At 42.1% G+C, this 21,429-nt stretch carries 19 protein-coding genes and 1 other RNA gene; 15 read left to right on the forward strand and 5 right to left on the reverse strand.

All coding sequences use genetic code 11. The features are described 5' to 3' along the window. Positions 1-7 precede the first annotated feature (7 nt). From aceF to acnB, 5 genes are all read left to right on the forward strand, one after another. The gene (gene aceF / locus ACU696_RS08500) at positions 8-1,873 is read left to right on the forward strand and encodes a pyruvate dehydrogenase complex dihydrolipoyllysine-residue acetyltransferase (protein WP_004913116.1); all 1,866 of its coding nucleotides are present in this window, start codon (positions 8-10) and stop codon (positions 1,871-1,873) included. 204 nt (positions 1,874-2,077) lie between these two features. Next, positions 2,078-3,505, forward strand: coding sequence for a dihydrolipoyl dehydrogenase (gene lpdA, locus ACU696_RS08505; RefSeq protein ID WP_004913111.1), 1,428 nt, complete (start codon positions 2,078-2,080; stop codon positions 3,503-3,505). 492 nt (positions 3,506-3,997) lie between these two features. Beyond that, positions 3,998-4,321, forward strand: coding sequence for a hypothetical protein (locus tag ACU696_RS08510; RefSeq protein WP_042851637.1), 324 nt, complete (start codon positions 3,998-4,000; stop codon positions 4,319-4,321). Positions 4,322-4,711: 390 nt separating this feature from the next. Further along, positions 4,712-4,966, forward strand: a complete 255-nt coding sequence (locus ACU696_RS08515) for a hypothetical protein (RefSeq protein WP_245211127.1) — start codon at positions 4,712-4,714, stop codon at positions 4,964-4,966. 542 nt (positions 4,967-5,508) lie between these two features. Beyond that, positions 5,509-8,106 (forward strand): bifunctional aconitate hydratase 2/2-methylisocitrate dehydratase, encoded by a 2,598-nt coding sequence (gene acnB / locus ACU696_RS08520; RefSeq protein ID WP_123382314.1) that lies wholly within the window; start codon positions 5,509-5,511, stop codon positions 8,104-8,106. Between the two features lie 66 nt (positions 8,107-8,172). On the opposite strand, the gene ACU696_RS08525 is transcribed toward acnB, so the two are convergent. Further along, positions 8,173-8,550: a VOC family protein gene (locus tag ACU696_RS08525; RefSeq protein ID WP_109912927.1), complete on the reverse strand. Its 378-nt coding sequence runs from the start codon at positions 8,548-8,550 to the stop codon at positions 8,173-8,175. A 188-nt stretch (positions 8,551-8,738) separates the two neighbouring features. On the opposite strand from ACU696_RS08525, the gene ACU696_RS08530 reads away from it, so the two are divergent. The 4 genes from ACU696_RS08530 to ACU696_RS08545 all read left to right on the forward strand — a co-directional run bounded on the left by ACU696_RS08530 (position 8,739) and on the right by ACU696_RS08545 (position 11,835). Next, positions 8,739-9,104 carry a UPF0231 family protein gene (locus ACU696_RS08530; protein ID WP_447343060.1) on the forward strand — a complete coding sequence of 122 codons (366 nt, stop codon included), beginning with the start codon at positions 8,739-8,741 and terminating at the stop codon, positions 9,102-9,104. A gap of 140 nt (positions 9,105-9,244) precedes the next feature. Next, positions 9,245-10,117, forward strand: a complete 873-nt coding sequence (gene mscS / locus ACU696_RS08535) for a small-conductance mechanosensitive channel MscS (RefSeq protein WP_004913087.1) — start codon at positions 9,245-9,247, stop codon at positions 10,115-10,117. A 195-nt stretch (positions 10,118-10,312) separates the two neighbouring features. Further along, positions 10,313-10,948, forward strand: a complete 636-nt coding sequence (argO, locus tag ACU696_RS08540) for an arginine exporter ArgO (RefSeq protein ID WP_209101942.1) — start codon at positions 10,313-10,315, stop codon at positions 10,946-10,948. A gap of 152 nt (positions 10,949-11,100) precedes the next feature. Next, positions 11,101-11,835: an oxidative stress defense protein gene (locus ACU696_RS08545; RefSeq protein ID WP_004913082.1), complete on the forward strand. Its 735-nt coding sequence runs from the start codon at positions 11,101-11,103 to the stop codon at positions 11,833-11,835. On the opposite strand, the gene ACU696_RS08550 is transcribed toward ACU696_RS08545, so the two are convergent. Then, positions 11,832-12,746: a LysR family transcriptional regulator ArgP gene (locus ACU696_RS08550; protein WP_164528559.1), complete on the reverse strand. Its 915-nt coding sequence runs from the start codon at positions 12,744-12,746 to the stop codon at positions 11,832-11,834. The two genes, ACU696_RS08545 and ACU696_RS08550, sit on opposite strands and share 4 nt — an antisense overlap. A 203-nt stretch (positions 12,747-12,949) precedes the next feature. On the opposite strand from ACU696_RS08550, the gene rpiA reads away from it, so the two are divergent. After that, on the forward strand, positions 12,950-13,612 hold the full coding sequence (gene rpiA, locus ACU696_RS08555) for a ribose-5-phosphate isomerase RpiA (RefSeq protein WP_102137421.1): 663 nt from the start codon (positions 12,950-12,952) through the stop codon (positions 13,610-13,612). Positions 13,613-14,055: 443 nt separating this feature from the next. Continuing rightward, positions 14,056-15,306 carry a phosphoglycerate dehydrogenase gene (gene serA, locus ACU696_RS08560; protein WP_004913072.1) on the forward strand — a complete coding sequence of 417 codons (1,251 nt, stop codon included), beginning with the start codon at positions 14,056-14,058 and terminating at the stop codon, positions 15,304-15,306. Between the two features lie 38 nt (positions 15,307-15,344). Here serA and ACU696_RS08565 read toward each other — a convergent pair whose 3' ends face one another. The 3 genes from ACU696_RS08565 to zapA all read right to left on the reverse strand — a co-directional run bounded on the left by ACU696_RS08565 (position 15,345) and on the right by zapA (position 16,680). Continuing rightward, positions 15,345-15,938: a 5-formyltetrahydrofolate cyclo-ligase gene (locus tag ACU696_RS08565; protein WP_004913070.1), complete on the reverse strand. Its 594-nt coding sequence runs from the start codon at positions 15,936-15,938 to the stop codon at positions 15,345-15,347. Between the two features lie 119 nt (positions 15,939-16,057). After that, positions 16,058-16,239, reverse strand: a non-coding RNA gene (gene ssrS / locus ACU696_RS08570) — 6S RNA. Between the two features lie 111 nt (positions 16,240-16,350). After that, on the reverse strand, positions 16,351-16,680 hold the full coding sequence (gene zapA / locus ACU696_RS08575; RefSeq protein ID WP_004913067.1) for a cell division protein ZapA: 330 nt from the start codon (positions 16,678-16,680) through the stop codon (positions 16,351-16,353). Between the two features lie 139 nt (positions 16,681-16,819). On the opposite strand from zapA, the gene ACU696_RS08580 reads away from it, so the two are divergent. The 4 genes from ACU696_RS08580 to ubiI all read left to right on the forward strand — a co-directional run bounded on the left by ACU696_RS08580 (position 16,820) and on the right by ubiI (position 21,384). Continuing rightward, positions 16,820-17,398, forward strand: coding sequence for a YecA/YgfB family protein (locus ACU696_RS08580; protein ID WP_004913063.1), 579 nt, complete (start codon positions 16,820-16,822; stop codon positions 17,396-17,398). 191 nt (positions 17,399-17,589) lie between these two features. After that, a complete protein-coding gene (gene pepP / locus ACU696_RS08585; RefSeq protein ID WP_109912923.1) occupies positions 17,590-18,912 on the forward strand; it encodes a Xaa-Pro aminopeptidase in 1,323 nt (440 codons plus the stop codon). Positions 18,913-18,946: 34 nt separating this feature from the next. Further along, positions 18,947-20,125 (forward strand): 2-octaprenyl-6-methoxyphenyl hydroxylase, encoded by a 1,179-nt coding sequence (gene ubiH, locus ACU696_RS08590; protein ID WP_109912922.1) that lies wholly within the window; start codon positions 18,947-18,949, stop codon positions 20,123-20,125. Positions 20,126-20,151: 26 nt separating this feature from the next. Then, positions 20,152-21,384, forward strand: a complete 1,233-nt coding sequence (gene ubiI / locus ACU696_RS08595) for an FAD-dependent 2-octaprenylphenol hydroxylase (protein ID WP_109912921.1) — start codon at positions 20,152-20,154, stop codon at positions 21,382-21,384. Positions 21,385-21,429 lie beyond the last annotated feature (45 nt).

The raw sequence follows: 21,429 nt of genomic DNA on the forward strand, positions 1-21,429 counted from the left end.
AAAATCAATGTCTATTGAAATCCAAGTGCCTGATATCGGTGCTGATGAAGTTGAAGTCACCGAAGTGATGGTTAAAGTTGGCGACAAAGTAGAAGCTGAGCAATCGCTTATTACCGTTGAAGGTGATAAGGCTTCTATGGAAGTCCCATCGCCACAAGCGGGTGTGGTAAAAGAAATTAAAATTGCTGTTGGCGATAAAGTGACAACAGGCAAATTAATCATGGTATTCGAAGCGGAGGCGGGTGCAGCAGCGCCTGCTCCTGCAGAAGCCCCAGCGGCTCCAGCGGCAGCACCAAGCGCAGCAGCATCTAAAGATGTCGCTGTACCAGATATCGGTGGCGATGAAGTTGAAGTTACTGAAATCATGGTTAAAGTCGGTGACAAAGTCGAAGCTGAGCAATCTTTAATTACTGTTGAAGGTGATAAAGCCTCAATGGAAGTTCCTGCGCCATTTGCTGGAACGGTTAAAGAAATCAAAATTGCGACTGGCGATAAAGTGAAAACTGGCTCGCTGATCATGGTATTTGAAGTTGCAGGCGCGGCACCTGCTGCGGCTCCAGTTGCACAAGCAGCGGCACCAGCGGCTACAACCGCTTCAGCAATTAAAGATGTTAACGTTCCAGATATCGGTGGCGATGAAGTTGAAGTTACCGAAGTGATGGTCAAAGTGGGTGATACTGTTTCCGCTGAGCAATCAATCATTACGGTTGAAGGCGACAAAGCTTCAATGGAAGTCCCAGCACCATTTGCGGGAACAGTTAAAGAAATCAAGATTGCGACTGGCGATAAAGTGAAAACTGGCTCGCTGATCATGACCTTTGAAGTAGCAGGTGCAGCACCAGCACCAGCAGCGGCTCCAGCTGCCCAACCGTCTGCTCCGGCTCCAGCGGCAGCTCCTGCACAAGCAGCGCCAGCGAAAGCAACTGACAACAAAACTGAATTTGTTGAAAACGATGCATACATCCATGCAACTCCAGTCATTCGCCGCTTAGCGCGTGAATTTGGTGTTAACTTAGCGAAAGTGAAAGGTACAGGCCGTAAGGGCCGTATCCTGCGTGAAGACGTTCAAGCTTACGTGAAAGATGCAGTAAAACGTGCGGAAGCGCCAGCAGCTGCAGGTGGCGGTTTACCAGGTATGCTGCCATGGCCGAAAGTGGATTACAGCAAATTCGGTGAAGTCGAAGAGGTTGAACTGGGTCGTATCCAAAAGATTTCTGGCGCTAACTTAAGCCGTAACTGGGTAATGATCCCACATGTTACGCTGATGGAAGAAGTGGATACCACTGAAGTTGAAGAGTTCCGTAAGCAACAAAACAAAGAAGCTGAGAAGAAAAAACTGGATGTGAAAATCACTCCATTAGTTTTTGTCATGAAAGCGGTTGCTCGTGCTCTGGAAGAAATGCCACGCTTCAATAGCTCCATTTCTGAAGATGCGCAACGTCTGTTCCTGAAAAAATATATCAACATCGGTATTGCAGTTGATACTCCAAATGGCCTCGTTGTTCCTGTCTTCAAAGACGTTAACAAAAAAGGTATTTTAGAGTTATCTCGCGAACTGATGGAAGTTTCTAAGAAAGCGCGTGCAGGTAAACTGACTGCGTCTGATATGCAAGGTGGCTGCTTCACGATTTCAAGCCTTGGTGGTATCGGAACTACCGGTTTTGCACCAATCGTGAACGCACCTGAAGTTGCTATTATGGGGCTGTCACGTTCTTCAATGAAACCTGTTTGGAATGGTAGCGAGTTTGTTCCTCGCCTGATCCTGCCAATGTCACTGTCCTTTGACCACCGTGTCATCGATGGAGCTGATGGAGCGCGCTTCATCACCCTGGTAGGGCAATTAATGAGCGATATTCGCCGTTTAGTGATGTAAATAATAAGACCGGCGAATGAGCCGGTCTGTTTTATTTAGGCTGAGGCAGAGTTTTTTGCTGCTGCTACGAAAGGTTGGGAGTTACATCACGAAATGAGCCTTTTCAGGGTGTTAACAATTCTGTAAACTGCTCTCGGTGTGTACTTTTCCAGTGGAAGATCGTTTATTCAGCAGTACCGCTGGACAAAACAAAAAGAGGTCATGATGAGTACTGAAATTAAAGCCCAAGTCGTTGTGCTTGGTGCAGGCCCTGCAGGCTATTCTGCGGCTTTCCGTTGCGCTGACTTAGGTTTAGAAACTGTTTTAGTAGAACGTTATTCAACCCTTGGTGGTGTTTGCTTAAACGTTGGTTGTATCCCTTCTAAAGCTTTACTTCATGTTGCAAAAGTGATCGAAGAAGCAAAAGCTTTAGCAGAACACGGTATCGTTTTTGGTGAACCAAAAACTGACATTTCCAAAGTTCGCTTATGGAAAGAAAAAGTAATTAATCAGCTGACGGGTGGTCTGGCTGGTATGGCTAAAGGCCGTAAAGTTAATGTGGTTAACGGCTTAGGTAAATTTACTGGTGCTAATACACTGGTTGTTGAAGGCGAAAACGGTAGCACGACTATCAATTTCGATAACGCAATCATTGCTGCGGGTTCCCGTCCAATTCAATTACCATTCATTCCACATGAAGACCCACGTATTTGGGATTCAACCGATGCATTAGAACTGAAAGAAGTTCCTGAGCGTCTACTGGTTATGGGTGGAGGTATCATCGGTTTAGAAATGGGAACTGTGTATCATGCACTGGGTTCTCAAATCGATGTGGTTGAAATGTTTGACCAAGTCATCCCAGCGGCTGACAAAGATGTGGTTAAAGTATTCACCAAACAAATCAGTAAAAAATTCAACCTACTGTTAGAAACTAAAGTCACAGCTGTTGAAGCGAAAGAAGACGGTATCTACGTTTCTATGGAAGGTAAAAAAGCTTCCGCAGAACCACAGCGTTATGATGCTGTATTAGTGGCAATTGGCCGCGTTCCTAACGGTAAAAACTTAGATGCAGGCAAAGCAGGTGTTGAAGTTGATGATCGTGGCTTTATCCATGTCGATAAACAAATGCGTACTAACGTTCCGCACATTTTCGCTATCGGTGATATCGTTGGTCAACCAATGTTGGCTCACAAAGGTGTTCACGAAGGTCACGTTGCTGCAGAGGTTATCTCTGGTCTGAAACATTACTTTGACCCGAAAGTTATCCCATCTATCGCTTATACTGAACCAGAAGTTGCTTGGGTTGGTTTAACTGAGAAAGAAGCGAAAGAACAAAACATCAGCTATGAAGTTGCGACTTTCCCATGGGCAGCATCAGGCCGTGCAATCGCATCTGACTGCTCTGAAGGTATGACTAAACTGATTTTCGACAAGCAATCTAACCGTGTTATCGGTGGTGCGGTTGTCGGTGTGAACGGTGGTGAATTACTGGGTGAAATCGGCCTAGCAATTGAAATGGGCTGTGATGCTGAAGATTTAGCATTGACTATCCATGCTCACCCAACACTGTACGAATCAATCGGTATGGCTGCTGAAATTTACGAAGGTAGCATTACTGATTTACCAAACGCAAAAGCGAAAAAGAAAAAATAATTTTCTTTAATCGCACAGATAAACAGTATCTCTAGTATGCTGCTTATCGCCAAAGCGAATTGAAGCCAATGTGGAAACACATTGGCTTTTTTTGTTTTTTTGAATATAAACAATCAGTCACATGGCTCTTTTCTGTTATTTATTAAAATCAATATTAATTGTTCTATAAGTAATACGTGTTTAATTTTAAATGACCGAATCTTTATTAATAATAACGTATAGATGCAGTTAATAAAGGTAGTTTTAATTCACCTGAAGAATCGTTACAGAAACATTATGAAAAGCATGGAAAAGAAGTTGGTGCAAGTGATATTGAACAATATCAACGAAAAGCTGAAGAGTTTTCAAGAAGTTTAAAAGGCGCTAAAGCCTCTAAGATAAGAGGGGCTACAGACAACGTAACTCGTTATTATAAGAACGGGAAATATTTAGATAAAACAATCGAAGGAAAGATAATATCGTTTGGAAAACAATAATAGAGAGGAATACGTTATGTGGCATGATTTAAACATTAAAAATGTGGGCCGTATAGAGAAAACAGTTGCTGAATTCACAATTACAATGATCCCTATTTTGCCTTATTCAAAAATGAAAGTGAAAATTTATGAAAGTCAATCCGGAAATTTTACTGGAATGACTGACTTGGCAATAAAAAGAAAATTTGATGGTTCTCCCGAATGTGCTATTGGGTATGGAGATACTATTGAGAAGGCACTAGAAGACACGATCCTTTATTTTAATAAAATGCTAAGTCAAGACGGATTCACTGAATTAACCGAAGATGATATTAGCTACGCAGAGTGGTCTGATTTTTAAAAGTTAAAAGATCCCAGCAAGTGCTGGGATCTCTGTTAACGGTTTTACTCATCCTCAGCTAGCTGGATGAACAGTTGCTCAGCTTGGCATGTAAGGATATAGCGACTACCTATTTTAAATCCGGGCTCGCTCAGTTACTTACAGCTTGAGGTGAGCAGTGGGCTGGGGGGATCGCGGTTGGGCACCTATAAATAATTTTTGTGTATTTACAAGGGCTGTTCATCTGCCATTCTTCGTTATTTATCAGAAAAACACGCAATATGATCTGACTTGATGATGCTAATGGTGTAGGCAAATGCTGGTTTGGCTATTGTTTACACCTTATCTACATCTACTAACTTTCAATCATTCGTGTAGCTAAAACAAAATAATACATATCAATAAGAGAGCATGATGGAGCTAAAACCCACTGCAATTTTAATTCATGTACCTGATGTTCAAGCGGGTTTGGCTTGGTATCAGCAAGCTTTTCCACAAGCAAAGGCACAATATCTGCCTGATTTTGATTTCACCTTACTGCATGTCGGAGACTTCACGATAGAAGTGGTGCAAGCGGATAAAAAAGTCAGTGAAGGTAAAAAAGGACAGTATTGTACTGGCAAGTCGATAATTTTGATTTGGCTTTTGAGCATTTTACTCAACTAGGGGCAAAACTGTACCGCGGGCCAATGTTAATAGATAGTAACAATCGAATGTGCCAACTGGAAGATCCATTTGGTAATTTAATTGGCCTAAAAGGACAATAAAACCAATTAAAATATTTAAAAAAATTAAAACCAATCGCAATGATTTACCTTATCAATTAGTAATATAAATAAAATTGCGATAAAAAATATAATTTGTGATAGCTGATGAAAAAAGGCACTAATTAGGGTGCTTTAAATTTTAAAATGCATTATAAAAAGTATGGTTTTTTCGGCGTTTTACGATGATTAATAGTATCTTAAGCTGAAAAATAACCAGTAATGAAGTGTTAAGGCGTAAAGTTAGTAGTTAAATGTTGCTTTCTTGTGAATGAATTAACATTACGTTTAAATTCTGCTATGCTGATCGCCCGAAGCTGGGCATAATTTTACCGCCATTGAGATTATGCGAGCAAATTCCTCTGACCTGGCACCGGATGATAATTTTGTCAGTATGGTGCAGACAGCCGGGTATATAAATAACAAAGAAGCGAGGAGAACGTCGTGCTAGAAGAATACCGTAAGCACGTAGCCGAGCGTGCCGCTCAAGGGATTGTCCCTAAGCCATTAGATGCGTCACAAGTAGCTGCACTGGTAGAGTTACTCAAAAACCCACCCAAAGGTGAAGAAGATTTCCTGTTAGATCTGCTGACCAACCGCGTCCCCCCTGGTGTTGACGAAGCAGCGTACGTAAAAGCTGGATTTTTAGCCGCGATAGCTAAAGGCGAAACTTCCTCCCCTCTTATCTCCCCTGAAAAAGCCATTGAACTGTTAGGTACCATGCAGGGCGGATATAACATCCACGCACTGATTGAAGCGTTGGATGACGAAAAACTAGCACCAATCGCCGCTAAAGCACTTTCCCACACCTTACTGATGTTTGATAACTTCTACGACGTAGAAGAAAAAGCGAAAGCGGGAAATGTTCACGCGAAACAAGTTATTGAATCATGGGCAAATGCCGAGTGGTTCAAAGAGCGCCCTGCGCTAGCAGAAAAAATGACAGTTACTGTGTTCAAAGTGACTGGTGAAACTAACACAGATGACTTATCGCCAGCTCCTGATGCATGGTCACGTCCAGATATCCCATTACACGCATTAGCGATGCTGAAAAACGCACGCGATGGTATTGAACCAGACGATGCGGGCAATGTTGGCCCAATCAAGCAAATCGATGCGCTGAATAAAAAAGGCTTCCCATTAGCTTACGTGGGTGATGTCGTCGGTACCGGTTCTTCTCGTAAATCAGCGACTAACTCCGTGCTGTGGTTTATGGGTGACGATATCCCATTTGTACCAAATAAACGTGGCGGTGGGGTGGTATTAGGCGGCAAAATTGCACCAATCTTCTTTAATACAATGGAAGATGCGGGGGCATTACCGATTGAAGTGGACGTTTCTAAACTGAATATGGGTGATGTGATAGACATCTATCCATTTAAAGGTGAAGTTCGTAACCACGAAACGGGTGAACTGCTAGAAACATTTGAATTAAAAACAGATGTGCTGATTGACGAAGTTCGTGCAGGTGGTCGTATTCCACTGATTATCGGCCGTGGTTTAACCAGCAAAGCACGTGAATCTCTGGGCTTAGAAGCGACAGATGTATTCCGTCACGCGAAATCCGTTGCACAAAGCAATCGTGGTTTCTCATTAGCTCAAAAAATGGTTGGTCGTGCTTGCGGTCGTCCAGGTATTCGCCCTGGCGAATATTGTGAGCCGAAAATGACCTCTGTAGGTTCACAAGATACAACTGGCCCAATGACCCGCGATGAACTCAAAGACTTGGCTTGCTTAGGGTTCTCTGCAGATTTAGTCATGCAGTCATTCTGCCATACCGCAGCGTATCCTAAACCTGTTGATGTGACAACACACCACACCTTACCTGATTTCATCATGAACCGTGGCGGTGTTTCTCTGCGTCCAGGCGATGGTATTATCCACTCATGGTTAAACCGTATGTTACTGCCAGATACTGTAGGTACAGGTGGTGACTCTCATACGCGTTTTCCAATTGGTATTTCGTTCCCAGCGGGTTCAGGTTTAGTCGCATTTGCTGCGGCAACAGGGGTGATGCCACTGGATATGCCTGAGTCAGTATTGGTTCGCTTTAAAGGTGAAATGCAGCCGGGTATCACTTTACGTGACCTCGTTCATGCAATTCCATTGTATGCAATTAAAGACGGCCTTCTGACCGTAGAGAAAAAAGGTAAGAAAAACATTTTCTCTGGCCGTATCTTAGAAATTGAAGGCTTACCTGAGCTGAAAGTTGAACAAGCGTTTGAATTAGCAGATGCATCAGCTGAGCGTTCAGCGGCGGGTTGTACTATCAAATTGGATAAAGCGCCAATTATCGAATACCTGCAATCGAATATCGTTCTATTAAAATGGATGATAGCGGAAGGTTATGGCGATCGTCGTACTATCGAACGCCGTATCAAAGGAATGGAAAGCTGGTTAGCGGACCCACAACTGCTAGAAGGTGATGCAGATGCGGAATACGCAGCAGTGATTGAAATTGACCTCAATGATATCAAAGAGCCAATTCTGTGTGCACCAAATGACCCAGATGACGCACGTTTATTATCTGATGTTCAAAACGAGAAAATTGATGAAGTTTTCATCGGTTCTTGTATGACAAACATCGGTCACTTCCGTGCAGCAGGTAAGTTATTGGATTCCCACAAAGGCCAATTACCAACACGTTTATGGGTTGCGCCTCCAACTAAGATGGACGCAGCACAGTTAACCGAAGAAGGTTATTACAGCGTCTTTGGCAAGAGTGGTGCACGCATTGAAGTCCCAGGTTGTTCTCTGTGTATGGGTAACCAAGCACGTGTGGCAGATGGTGCAACGGTTGTTTCCACTTCGACACGTAACTTCCCGAACCGTTTAGGGACAGGTGCGAATGTTTACCTCGCATCAGCAGAACTGGCTGCGGTCGCTTCCTTATTAGGTCGTTTACCAACGCCGGCAGAATATCTGCAATTTATGGATAAGGTCGATGAAACAGCAGCGGATACCTACCGTTATTTGAACTTTGACCAATTATCACAATATACCGAAAAAGCGGATGGCGTGATTTTCCAAACAGCTGTGTAATCAGGTAATATTAGTCATGAAGGCTCCTGATTTAGGAGCCTTTTTTGCTTCAACTTAATAAGTTAGTTAAATATATTCAGAAATTTCGATTAAATTTAAATCGATATCACGTATGTAAATTGATCTGATCGCCCCAGTTGCCCCAGTACGATTTACTGGTCCTTCGATAATTTTTACACCTTGTTGTTCAATCTGTTTTTGTACGTCACACAGCGGTATATCACTAATAAAGCATAAATCGAGTGAGCCTGGCACAGGCAAGTGCGCTTTGGGTTCGAATTCTTTTCCATATTGGTGAATATTGATTTTTTGTTGCCCGAAACTTAGCGCGTGGCGCTGTTCACCAAAGGTAACAACTTCCATTTTTAATACGCGTTGGTAGAAGTCAATGCAGGCATCAAGGTTGGTTGTGGTTAGCACTATATGGTCTAAGCGATTGATCATTATGGCTCCTATGCTTGAACTATGACTATTTTAGTTATTTGCCTATTTAATAGTAAATGAATCATATGATTTATGTGCTGAAACCGATGCTTTACTCCGTTTTATTTTTTCTGGTGGTAATACCTCTCAACAAAGCGGTTTGACTCGCGTTATACTAGGTTCAATAACGCAAGAGTGAGGGACTGCATATGGACTACCAATTTTTCCAAGATATCACCGGAGCTATCTCCGCTAAATTCTCGATGGATCATGAGGCTATTGGATATTGGCTTAATGAAGAGGTTAAAAATAACCTTAGTCTGTTAGATGCTATTGAAGAAAATTATGAAAAAATTAAAGGTAGTGAAAAACAATGGGAGCTTATTGGTCACGAATATACATTATTGCTTGATGATGAAGAAGTGATGATCCGTGCCAACCAACTATCATTTGAAACAGAAGGGTTGGAAGAAGGAATGAGTTATTATGATAATGAAAGTGTTGCATTTTGCGGTATTGATGACTTCTTATTAATGTTAAAAGATTATCGTATTTTTGTTGTAGAAAATAGATAAAATAATTTTATTTAGTGATTTGTTTTGTGTTTCAATAAATCACCGCTATTATTTGCAGTGTGCGGCCAGCCATTAAACGCTTTGTTAAAGATTAATTGGCTGGGATTAATATTGATAATTGGATCCTAAAGGGCATATATATGAATACTGATGATGTTACAGGCGCGTTGAATGATGCAACGAATTGGTTTGTGGCAAACCAAGATCTGTTAGTTCAGTATGTTGTGAATATCGTGTCTGCTATCGTTATCTTGATTGTCGGGATGATGATTGCAAAATGGGTCGGACGTGGTTTACATCGCGTGATGACCATGAAGGGCATTGATTCAACAGTCAGTGACTTTTTATCGGCGATTGCACGCTATACCATTGTTGCGTTCACCTTAATTGCTGTATTAGGGAAAATTGGCGTACAAACTGCCTCTGTGATTGCGGTAATGGGTGCGGCCGGTTTAGCGGTTGGCTTAGCGTTACAGAACTCACTGGGTAACTTTGCAGCAGGTGTTTTGCTGGTGGTATTTAGACCACTAAAAGCGGGAGAATATGTCTCGATTGGTGCAGTTGAAGGCACAGTGCAAAATGTACAAATATTTTCAACGACGCTAAGAACGGCAGATGACCGTATTATTGTTATTCCTAATGGAAAGATAATTGCCGATAACATTATTAATACCAGTCGTGAGCCTAATCGCCGCCAAGATATTATTGTTGGTGTTGCTTACGATTCTGATATTGATGTGGTGAAAAAAGTTTTAGGGGATATCGTCGCTGCGGATAGCCGTATTCAGCATGCTAAAGGCGTGACTATCCGTTTACATGATATGGCGCCATCCTCATTAAATTATTTAGTACGTTTTTGGACCACCAATGGTGATGCATGGCCGGTGTATTGGGATTTGCTTGAGGAGTTTAAGCGAGCATTGGATAAACATAATATTGGCATTCCATTCCCACAAATGGATGTTCATGTTCATAAACAAAATACGTCTATCAAACAAGATCCTGCAGAGTAATATTTAGCAGTATCATTAAAAATAAGAGCCTGTCTTTGATGGGCTCTTTTCATTTCTCACACCTCTATTCTTCTTACTGAATTGTTTTTAGTTATAAGTGATGCTTATGACCTATTAGACTTAATCATTTCCACTAATGATTTTTTCTCATTAATATTCATGCATATTAATTGAATAAAAAACCGGAATTAATGCATGTTTTCAATCTATTTACAGGGTGCACTGTTAGGTGCCGCAATGATATTACCTTTAGGTCCACAGAATGCTTTTGTCTTGCAGCAAGGCAGCCGAAAGCAGTTTCATTTAATGAGCGCATTATTATGTGCATTAAGTGATACCGCTTTAATTGTCGCGGGTGTTTTTGGTGGGAGTGCTTTATTAAGCCAGTCTGAAATATTAATGCAGTTGATTACATGGGCTGGTGTAGCATTTCTTATGTGGTATGGCTATGGTGCGTTTCGTACTGCCTTTAGCCCTGATGAGGTAATACTTCAAACGGAAAACCGAGCTATCACGAGATGGAAAGTGATTGTCACATTGTTTGCTGTCACTTGGTTGAACCCTCATGTTTATTTAGACACCTTCGTTGTCTTGGGCAGTGTGGGAGGCCAATTAGAAAGCCAGCTGAGACCTTGGTTTACGGCGGGTGCTTTAACAGCTTCCTTTGTGTGGTTTTTTGCGTTAGCAATACTTGCTGCTTGGTTTTCACCCGTGTTAAATAAACCGCGTTCACAGCGCATTATTAATGTTTTTGTCGGTAGCGTGATGTGGTTTATTGCATTTCAACTCGCTATACAGGGGCTTAAAGGGCTCGGTTTTCTTTCTCAATAACAATATATCTTCAACAGACAAGCAATAACGTTCAATTTCTCATTATTCTGACTGTACTTTTTGTTCCATGTGTTACTGTTAAATTGAGCTCAGGGATAGTTTATTACTAATTATCCCTTTTTTAGCGATAAATAATTGTCTTGGGAGGTTCTGTGAAATTAAAATCTTTAGTTTTAGCTGCGATGGTAGCAGGTGCTACGGTTCCGACCATATCATTGGCTGACCCGTTACCGAATGGTCCACACATTACTACTTCGGGTAACGCAATCGTGAAGGCGGCTCCAGACATGGCGACGCTGAATATTTTGGTGGAAGTTACTGCAAAAGATGCGGCAGCGGCAAAAGCTGGGGTCGATAAGCGAGTTGCAGAGTATTTTGAGTTTCTTAAGAAAAATGGTATTGAAAAACAAGATATTAACGCAGCAAATGTCCGAACTCAGCCTAAATATGATTATAGCAGTGTGAAACAAAAATCAACTATCGAAGGCTACACGGCAACACGTTCTGTTGAAGTGAAAGTGAAGAAATTAGACCAACTTAATGTCTTGTTAGACGGCGCTTTAGCTGCGGGTCTCAATGAAATAAATTCAGTACAGTTTGGTGTGGCTAACCCGCAGCAGTATCGTGATGAAGCACGGTCTCAAGCGATTAAAAATGCGACGGAACAAGCCAATATCTTAGCGAAAGGCTTTAATGTTCAGTTAGGCCCAGTGTATAGCATTAACTATAATGCGCCAGCGGCGGTGCCATATCCAATCGCTGCAAGAAATTACGGCGGGGCAATGAAAGCCTCTGTTGCTCAAGACCTCAAGATTGATGAAACCTATGAACAACAGAGTATTGATTTTAATGACCAAGTCGATGTGGTATTTGAATTAAAACGCTAGCTTTTTGCTGTTGGTTCATCTTCTTGTTTTAACATCTGGCGCCCAGTTTTTAATAGGGCGTCAGTCACATTTTTCATTGTGCGGCTTTCAGGTGCGAAGCGGTGCCAGTAAAGCATGCGTCGTTGGCATAACCCTGGAGTTAAATCAACCAATTCACCATTCGCCAATTCACTGGCTATCTGCAAATGTGGGATCATACAGCAGGTCGAACCTTGTTTCGCTAACTGCACAAAGGCCTCCGAGGAGTTCACGATATGGCATGGGACACTACCCGGCGACAAGCCAAAGTTTTGTTGAACAAAGGCTTGGTGCATATCATCTAAATGGTCGAAAGCAACCGCAGGTGCTTTTAATAACGAAGAGCGAGTAACGCCATCGGGAAAATATTTTGCCGCAAAGCCGGGTGATGCGACAAAAATATAGTCCAGTGCGCCAAGTTTATCGACTAAGCAACCAGGTAAGGCTTGAGGTTGAATACTGATAGCGCCTACCACTTCACCGCGTCTTAAACGTTCTTGGGTTCGTGTTTCATCTTCAACCTGAATATTTAACCGAATAGGGCTATTGCCTAATACAGGGTTTAGGGCTGGAAGAAACCAAGTTGCCAAGCTGTCGGCGTTGACGGCAAGTGAAAGTAACAACGGGGTGGAGCCACTATTTTCATCACCTAACCATTGCTCTTCTAATAATTCGACTTGATGAAGCAGTGCTAGTAATTTTTGCCCTTGTTCAGTTGGGTGTGGCGGAACGGTACGCACAAGTAATGGCTGCCCAAACAGATTTTCTAACTGCTTTATGCGTTGTGAAACAGCAGATTGCGTGATGCAGAGCTTTTGAGCTGCGCGCTCAAAGCCGCGTTCACGGATAACGGCATCCAGTGCTTGTAATGCGCGATAGTCAGGGCGCTTCATCAAAAAGATCTCCTTGTTGTTATTCTACCAAGCACTATGCCATATTTTTACACGCAACACTTAAAAATATTATTGTTGTGGCGTAAATCCCAATAACCATGACACAAATACAACGAACAAGGCTGCAACTTATTGGGTGTCCGGTATATACTAGTTATTAATAACCTTAATCACGACTCAATTAAATCTTAAAAGGCATGAGCATGACTCAGGACGAATTAAAAAAAGCGGTAGGTTGGGCAGCACTTGATTACGTAAAACCGGGCACTATCGTTGGTGTTGGAACGGGTTCAACGGCTTCACACTTCATTGATGCATTAGCAACAATGAAAGGTCAAATAGAAGGCGCAGTATCAAGTTCAGAAGCATCAACTCAAAAATTAAAATCATTGGGTATTACGGTATTTGATTGTAATGAAGTAGATTCATTAGATGTTTATGTTGATGGTGCTGATGAGGTTGACCACCACATGAATATGATCAAAGGAGGTGGTGCCGCATTAACACGTGAAAAAATTGTTTCTGCAATTGCAAAAACCTTTGTCTGTATCGTTGACCAATCTAAGCTAGTTGATGTGTTGGGTAAATTCCCACTGCCTGTTGAAGTGATCCCAATGGCACGTAGCTATGTGGCACGTGAATTGGTTAAACTGGGTGGTACACCAGAGTACCGTCAAAATGTAATTACAGATAACGGCAATGTCATTTTAGATGTCCATAATTTAAATATCGTTGACCCTGTGGCACTCGAAAATACCATTAACGGAATTGCGGGTGTCGTGACTGTTGGGTTGTTCGCGAATCGTGGCGCAGACGTCGTTTTGATGGGAACTGCAAACGAAGGCGTTAAAACCATCAAGTTATAATCTCTATCGTATTCAATTATTCTAATAAGCCAGTGGCATTATACTCACTGGCTTTTTTGTTTTACTAATATTTTGCAATTAGTTTATGAGCTGATAAACGCTAAATTAATTAACCAGTTTTATAAATATCATCAATTTGAAATTTATTTTATTTTTTTTATATCGAGCTATTTTGGTGATATATCTCACACAAATAGGCATTGTGCAGGAAAAATCCTTATTTTGTGTTACCGCCCCTGATTTTCTACCATTTAACTTCTTTTTCTTCGCGCTTTTTAGTACCCATTAAGCAAACGGTTGTATTGCTACTGCGCTATTTTTTGCTATGTTGGTATACGCTCATAGCTCAAGGTAGATAGATGTCATCTCTCTTGAGCTATGTTAGGCAAACACATATGTTCATCTGTTATAAATCTTAAGTACGTTCACGATAGGGTAGGGAAATGGTTAAGGTATCTTTGCAAAAAGACAAAATTAAATTTTTACTGCTAGAAGGTGTGCACCAAAGTGCGGTTGATAACTTAAAAGCCGCGGGCTACACCAATATTGAATATCACAAAAGTGCGTTATCCGACGAAGAATTAAAAGAAGCGATTAAAGATGCACGTTTTGTAGGTATCCGTTCCCGTACTCATCTTACTGAAGAAATTTTCGCTGCAGCAGAAAAACTCGTTGCAGTAGGTTGCTTTTGTATCGGCACCAATCAAGTTGATTTAGATGCCGCTGCAAAGCGCGGTATTCCTGTTTTTAACGCACCATTTTCGAATACACGTTCTGTTGCAGAAATGGTATTAGGCCAGTTATTACTTTTACTGCGTCGCATTCCTGAAGCCAATATGCAAGCACACCGCGGTATTTGGGAAAAACAAGCTAAAGGCTGTTTTGAAGCGCGTGGTAAGCGCCTTGGTATTGTTGGATATGGTCACATTGGTACTCAGTTAGGGATCTTAGCTGAAGGTATCGGTATGAATGTTTTCTTTTATGATATTGAAAACAAACTACCTTTAGGTAACGCAACACAAGTTCGTTCTTTAACTGAACTGCTGAATATGAGCGATGTTGTGAGCTTACATGTACCTGAAACACCAAGTACGAAAAATATGTTTGCTAAAGAACAATTTGACCGTATGAAACCCGGCTCTATTTTCATTAACGCATCACGCGGAACGGTGGTTGATATTCCTTCACTGGCTGAAGCGTTAGAAAGCAAGCATTTATCCGGTGCAGCGGTGGATGTCTTCCCAAGCGAGCCTGCTGCAAATAATGACCCTAATGACCCATTTATCTCTGAATTGATTAAGTTCGACAATGTGATTTTAACGCCGCACATTGGGGGGTCTACAGAAGAAGCTCAAGAAAATATTGGACTAGAAGTGGCAAGTAAGTTGGCGAAATACTCAGATAATGGTTCAACCTTATCTGCGGTTAATTTCCCTGAAGTTTCTCTGCCAGTGCATACTGAAGATACAAACCGTTTCTTGCATATTCATGAAAACCGTCCAGGTATTCTGAATAGTATTAACCAAGTATTCACGGAAAATAATATTAACGTTGTCGGCCAGTATTTACGTACATCAGGTAATGTAGGTTATGTGGTTATTGACGTATTAATGCAAACGCCAAACCAAACAGATGAAGCGCTTCAGAAATTAAAAGACTTGCCAGGCACCATTCGTGCGCGTTTATTATTCTAAACTACGCTAAAAATTGAGTGAAATAATGGCGCGGGTATTTATGACCAGCGCCATATTTTTTGCGGCGTAATAATTTCGGGTAAGGGAATATCCCAGTGTGCGATAGGGAGCTTTTCGACTTGCTGGCAATTATGGGCAAGGCCAATTGGATAAAAACCGGTTTGTTGCCAATTTGCTAGAGTTCTATCATAGAACCCACCTCCCATACCTAACCGTTGCCCTTGAGTATCAAATGCCACTAATGGGATAAGCATGATATCCAGTTTTTCGAGTGGTAGCACATCTCTGACATCAAGTGGTGGCTCATCAATATGAAATCGGTTTTTAACAAGTTGGCTATCTGGACGATAGTGAAGAAACAGCAAATGGTGACGACTAAAAGGATGTAAAACAGGAAGGTACACTTGCTTACCTTGAGCCCAAAGTGCATGAATAAGCGGCTTTGTGTTAATTTCCCCATCAAAAGAAAGAAACAGAGCAATATTATTGGCTTGTACAATTTTCGGGTGGTGTAATGCGTTATGCATGACTTGCTCAGCGGCACTTTGTTGTTGTTCAAGGCTTAGTTGGCGGCGTGCCTGACGGATAGTTTGACGTACCAGCTGGCGTTGTGTCGAGAGAGAATCTTGCATGTGATAACCTGTTATAAATACGATAAAAACAGTTAATCCAGTAATTATATTACTTAGAGTATATCGTAAGATGAACGGTTATGTAGAAAACAAATGAAAAATAAGCAGAAACTTAATTGAGGGTCTCCAAGATGCCGTTGTAGGCTGTAACCCTTGAACCCTTGGTTCAAGGTGAACGCAGTTTAGCAACCTTTAGGCTTCCTGAGCGAATCAGGCATGCTCACCAGCGCCATAACCACATTCTATTTAGTTGAAATATCGGCTCAGGGGACTCGCCCACTCACGCGCATCTCAGAGAAATTTGGTTTGAGAACTTATCGTTACTCAGTGATTTCATTGTACGAAACTAGATTTAAAATGCAACCTTAATTTTGTATATTTTTTTCTACTAGTGTCTGATTAATAAGCAGATTTACTCTAGGGGCAATACCTGCCTCTCAGTAATTTTCACCTGATCGTGCAACGCTTGTTCGATTGTGTGCTGCAACATTTTTATTTTCTCTTCCATATTATAAGCATAATCACGCGTTTTTGTCTTTTCTTGTGCTAATTCGTGACAGACGTTCAATGCTACGATAAAAATAAGCTGTTCCATATTGGTGACACCGCTTCTATCTTTCAGATTTTGCAAGCGTTGTTCTAATTCTTTAGCCGACTCAAGAAGGGCTTCTTTTTGTTCTGATGGGCAGTTGACTCGCATTGAGCGCCCGAAAATCTGGATGTCGACAGGTTGTGCGGACATGATACCTCCATACTGAATAATACTCGCCGTAAATACATCATATTTGGCGCAATTAATAGATAAGACAAAAGCATACTGGTCTAGCGGCTATCCTTGATGGTAGCATATCACGAATCATAAGCTAACATGACGAATTCAGATGTCTATACAAAAATCTTTACCAAACTATGAATCACTGGACAAACTCCTGCAACAGCACTCAATCGCACTTACTGCTGCGGAAATCCATGGTCTAATAACCGGGTTGATCTGTGGTGGGGGCCGTGACCATAGCTGGCAAACGTTAGTCCATGACCTTGCTAACGATGGTTTAGCTTTCCCTCAAACTGTTGCACAGCCACTGCGAGAACTTTTTGATACCACATTTGAAGCACTTGATGACAGCGAGTTTGCATTTGCCATGCTATTCCCTGACGAAGACGCTTCTGTTTTTGACCATGCTGATGCACTGGCTGGTTGGGTTAATCACTTTTTATTAGGACTTGGAGTTACACAACCGAAATTGGCTGATAAAAAAGAGATAAGCGAAGTTATCACCGATTTACGCAATATTGGTATGCTTGGTTATGATGAAGACGAAGACCAAGAAGAACTTGAGCAAGCGCTAGAAGAAGTGATTGAGTATGTCAGGGTGGCGGTACAATTATGTTACATTGCATTGATTGAGCCAACTAAAGGCCCAACGGCAGTGGAAAATGATAAGCCCGTTCTTCATTAATTTCTATTAATGTGCGTTTTCAAAGCCACTTAACTTTGTCGATGAATAATTTATTACTGATAAAATTAAGTGCTTGAAAACGGGATGTATCCAGTTTTAAGTCATTTCGCCAGTGTATGTTGTATGTGATTGGTTAAACACAAGCAATATATTCAGCAATCTAATTATTCTGATGATAAGGCAAAAACGGTATGAATAAACAGGAATTTATTTCTCGTCGCAATGCATTATTGGCTCAAATGCAATCAGGCAGTGCAGCAATTATTTTTTCAGCGCCTCCTGCGCAGCGTAATGCGGATTGCGAATACCCGTATCGTCAACACAGTGATTTCCTTTATTTGACGGGGTTTAGTGAGCCTGAAGCTGTATTAGTCCTGATTAAGAGCGATGAAAAACATAGCCATACTGTTCTTTTTAACCGTGTTCGTGATTTAACTGCTGAGATTTGGTTTGGTCGCCGCCTTGGGCAAGATGCTGCTCCTGAGAAGTTAGGTATTGATAAAGCGTTACCTTTCAATGAAATAGAAGAGCAGCTTTATCAATTATTAAATGGCCTCGACGTGGTTTATCATGCTCAGGGTGAGTTTGCCTATGCCGATAAATTGCTATTTGATGCCTTAGATATTTTACGTAAAGGCAGCCGTCGTAACTTACGAGCACCACAAACATTGGTAGATTGGCGGCCGATTGTCCATGAAATGCGCTTATTTAAGTCGGAAGAAGAAATTAACACCCTGCGTATGGCTGGGCGAATTTCTGCTCTAGCACACGTCAGAGCCATGGAAACTTGCCGACCTAATATGTATGAATATCAACTTTGTGGTGAGTTAGAGCACGAATTTACTCGCCATGGTGCACGTTTTCCTTCGTACAACTCTATTGTGGGCAGTGGTGAAAATGCCTGTATTTTGCATTACACCGAAAATGAGAGCCTAATGAAGGATGGCGAATTAGTCTTAATTGATGCGGGTGCAGAGTTTGAAGGTTATGCAGGGGATATCACACGTACTTTCCCAGTTAATGGTAAATTTAGCCAAGCACAACGTGAAATTTACGATATCGTCCTCAAAGCATTAAATACCGCGTTAGAGCTATATCGTCCGGGAACCAGCATCCATGAGGTGACTCGTGAAATTGTTCGTATCAAAACTGAAGGCCTCGTTGCACTTGGAATTTTACAAGGCGATGTGGATCAATTGATCGAAAACAAAGCATATCAGCCATTCTTTATGCATGGTTTAAGTCATTGGTTAGGGTTAGATGTACATGACGTAGGTTTTTACGGTACAGACCGGGATCGTGTGCTTGAAGTTGGAATGGTATTAACTGTCGAGCCTGGTTTGTATATTGCTCCAGATGCCGATGTGCCACCGCAATATCGCGGAATTGGTGTACGTATCGAAGATGATATTGTGATCACCGAAAACGGAAATGAAAACTTAACAGACTTAGTCGTGAAAGACCCTGATGAAATTGAAGCCCTAATGGCAGCAGCAACGCACAATTTAGGGTAGATGTCAGTCATCATAGAAAGGTAATAAACAACGCATGAATGTGATCATCGTGGGGGGCGGTATGGCGGGTGCAACATTAGCACTGGCGATATCATCCCTTAGCCAAGGAAAATTATCGGTTTCATTAATCGAGGCAGCTTTGCCAGATGGTAAACATCCCGGGTTCGACGCACGTGCGATTGCGTTAGCCCACGGTACTTGCCAATCGTTAGCAAAAATAGGTGTCTGGCCTGCTTTAGCAGATTGTGTGACCCCCATTAATCACGTTCATGTGTCTGATAGAGGCCATGCTGGTTTTGTAAACATTGCTGCCGATGATTATCATATCGACGCTCTAGGCAATGTCATTGAATTGCACGAAGCTGGCGCCCGCCTGTTTTCGTTGTTACGTAAAGCCCCTGGAGTTACCCTTTATTGCCCTGCAAAAGTAGAAAATGTTCATCGTGAACAAGATATCGTTACGGTCACCTTGGATAATGGCGATAAGGTAACCGGGGAATTACTGATTGCTGCTGATGGTAGCCATTCCGCGATAGGTAAAGCCTGCCATATGCAATGGCAACAGGATGACTATGGGCAAGTGGCTATTATCGCGAATGTGAAAACCGCCATTGACCCGCAGGGCCAAGCTTTTGAACGTTTTACTGAATTTGGCCCATTAGCACTATTGCCGATGTCACAAGGCCGTAGTTCATTGGTTTGGTGTCATCAACAAGAGCAAGCAGACACCATCAGGGCTTGGGATGATGCGACATTTATGGATAAATTACAGCAAGCGTTTGGCTGGCGGTTAGGTGAAATCGTCATGGCAGGTAAGCGCCATTGCTATCCACTGGTATTGCGTAAAGCACTTAACCCAGTCAGTCATCGAGTTGTGTTAGTTGGAAATGCCGCTCAGACTTTGCATCCTATTGCGGGGCAAGGTTTTAATTTAGGTATCCGTGATGTGATGCAATTGGCTCACATGGTGGTAAATGCAGACGCGAAGGGGCAAGATATTGGACGTTATTCACTCCTAAGCCAATACCAGCAAGCTCGGGCGTTAGATAGAGACAAAACGGTTACGATAACCGACGGTTTGGTTCGTTTATTTGCGAATCGCTGTTTACCGCTTATTGTTGGGCGTAACTTAGGTTTAATGGCAATGGAAATGTTACCGCCAGCTCGTGATGTTTTGGCTCGCCAAACATTGGGTTGGGTTGCACACCAATAACCACGAAATAAAGAGGAATAAAGAATATGCAATCATTTGATGTGGTTATCGCCGGTGGTGGTATGGTTGGGTTAGCACTCGCTTGTGGGCTTGAGGGGAGTGGGCTACGTGTTGCAGTAATTGAGAATCATCCACCTAAGGTACCATTTAGTGCAGCAGAACCGCACGCATTAAGGGTATCAGCTATTAATGCGGCAAGTGAAAAGTTACTGTCCTATTTAGGTGTTTGGTCAACGATTAAAGGAATGCGAGCTTCTGCATATAATGGCATGGAAGTTTGGGATAACGATAGTTTTGGGCGTATTACTTTTACCGCTCAAGAGCGCAACTTAACGCATTTAGGGCATATTGTTGAAAATAATGTCGTACGTGATGCACTATGGCAAAAGGCGTCGCAGCTTCGCGATGTGACATTATTAGCACCCGCAACGATTAAAAAAGTAGTGTGGGGAGAAAATGATGTTTTTATTACGTTAGATGATGAAAACATGTTAACAGCACGGTTAATTGTGGGGGCTGACGGGGCAAACTCGTGGTTGCGTAGTCATGCGGATATCCCATTAACCTTTTGGGATTATGAACATACCGCGTTAGTTGCTACGGTCCGAACTGAAAAACCTCACGAAGGTGTTGCTCGCCAAGCTTTTGATGGTAAAGGTATTTTGGCGTTTTTACCATTAAGTGACCCGCATCTTTGCTCGATTGTCTGGTCTCAGCCAGCCACCGAAGCAGCAAGGCGCCAGTCTTTAGAACCTACTGATTTTAATAAAGAATTGGCAGTTGCATTTGATATTCGTCTTGGTCTTTGCCAAGTGGAAAGTGATCGATTAACTATTCCATTAACTGGACGCTATGCAAGGCAATTTGCGGCGCAACGTTTAGCGTTGTTAGGGGATGCGGCTCATACCATCCATCCATTAGCGGGCCAAGGGGTTAACCTTGGTTTTATGGATGTCGCTATGCTGATTGGTGAAATTAAACGTTTGCACCGTGAAGGCAAAGACTTTGGTCAATATTTATACTTGCGTGACTATGAGCGTAGCCGTAAGCACAGTGCAGCGTTGATGTTAGCTGGTATGCAAGGCTTCCGTGAATTATTCGATGGTAATAACCCTGCGAAGAAGTTGCTGCGTGATATTGGGTTAGTATTAGCGGATAGCTTACCGGGGGTTAAACCTCAATTATTGAACCATGCGATGGGGCTGTTTGATATGCCTAAGTGGCTGGAACAGCTCCAACAAGTAGAATCAAACGATTGAGCCATGTATGTTTAATTATCTAAGGGCTATAATGAGCCCTTAGCT

The organism is Providencia sp. PROV_01, from assembly GCF_053098325.1.

Bases quoted from the DNA above. Each gene is read 5' to 3' on its own strand.
- aceF (WP_004913116.1), top strand. From the start codon at position 8: ATGTCTATTGAAATCCAAGTGCCTGATATCGGTGCTGATGAAGTTGAA.
- lpdA (WP_004913111.1), top strand. From the start codon at position 2,078: ATGAGTACTGAAATTAAAGCCCAAGTCGTTGTGCTTGGTGCAGGCCCT.
- ACU696_RS08510 (WP_042851637.1), top strand. From the start codon at position 3,998: ATGTGGCATGATTTAAACATTAAAAATGTGGGCCGTATAGAGAAAACA.
- ACU696_RS08515 (WP_245211127.1), top strand. From the start codon at position 4,712: ATGATGGAGCTAAAACCCACTGCAATTTTAATTCATGTACCTGATGTT.
- ACU696_RS08525 (WP_109912927.1), bottom strand. From the start codon at position 8,550: ATGATCAATCGCTTAGACCATATAGTGCTAACCACAACCAACCTTGAT.
- ACU696_RS08530 (WP_447343060.1), top strand. From the start codon at position 8,739: ATGGACTACCAATTTTTCCAAGATATCACCGGAGCTATCTCCGCTAAA.
- mscS (WP_004913087.1), top strand. From the start codon at position 9,245: ATGAATACTGATGATGTTACAGGCGCGTTGAATGATGCAACGAATTGG.
- argO (WP_209101942.1), top strand. From the start codon at position 10,313: ATGTTTTCAATCTATTTACAGGGTGCACTGTTAGGTGCCGCAATGATA.
- ACU696_RS08550 (WP_164528559.1), bottom strand. From the start codon at position 12,746: ATGAAGCGCCCTGACTATCGCGCATTACAAGCACTGGATGCCGTTATC.
- rpiA (WP_102137421.1), top strand. From the start codon at position 12,950: ATGACTCAGGACGAATTAAAAAAAGCGGTAGGTTGGGCAGCACTTGAT.
- serA (WP_004913072.1), top strand. From the start codon at position 14,056: ATGGTTAAGGTATCTTTGCAAAAAGACAAAATTAAATTTTTACTGCTA.
- ACU696_RS08565 (WP_004913070.1), bottom strand. From the start codon at position 15,938: ATGCAAGATTCTCTCTCGACACAACGCCAGCTGGTACGTCAAACTATC.
- zapA (WP_004913067.1), bottom strand. From the start codon at position 16,680: ATGTCCGCACAACCTGTCGACATCCAGATTTTCGGGCGCTCAATGCGA.
- ACU696_RS08580 (WP_004913063.1), top strand. From the start codon at position 16,820: ATGTCTATACAAAAATCTTTACCAAACTATGAATCACTGGACAAACTC.
- pepP (WP_109912923.1), top strand. From the start codon at position 17,590: ATGAATAAACAGGAATTTATTTCTCGTCGCAATGCATTATTGGCTCAA.
- ubiH (WP_109912922.1), top strand. From the start codon at position 18,947: ATGAATGTGATCATCGTGGGGGGCGGTATGGCGGGTGCAACATTAGCA.
- ubiI (WP_109912921.1), top strand. From the start codon at position 20,152: ATGCAATCATTTGATGTGGTTATCGCCGGTGGTGGTATGGTTGGGTTA.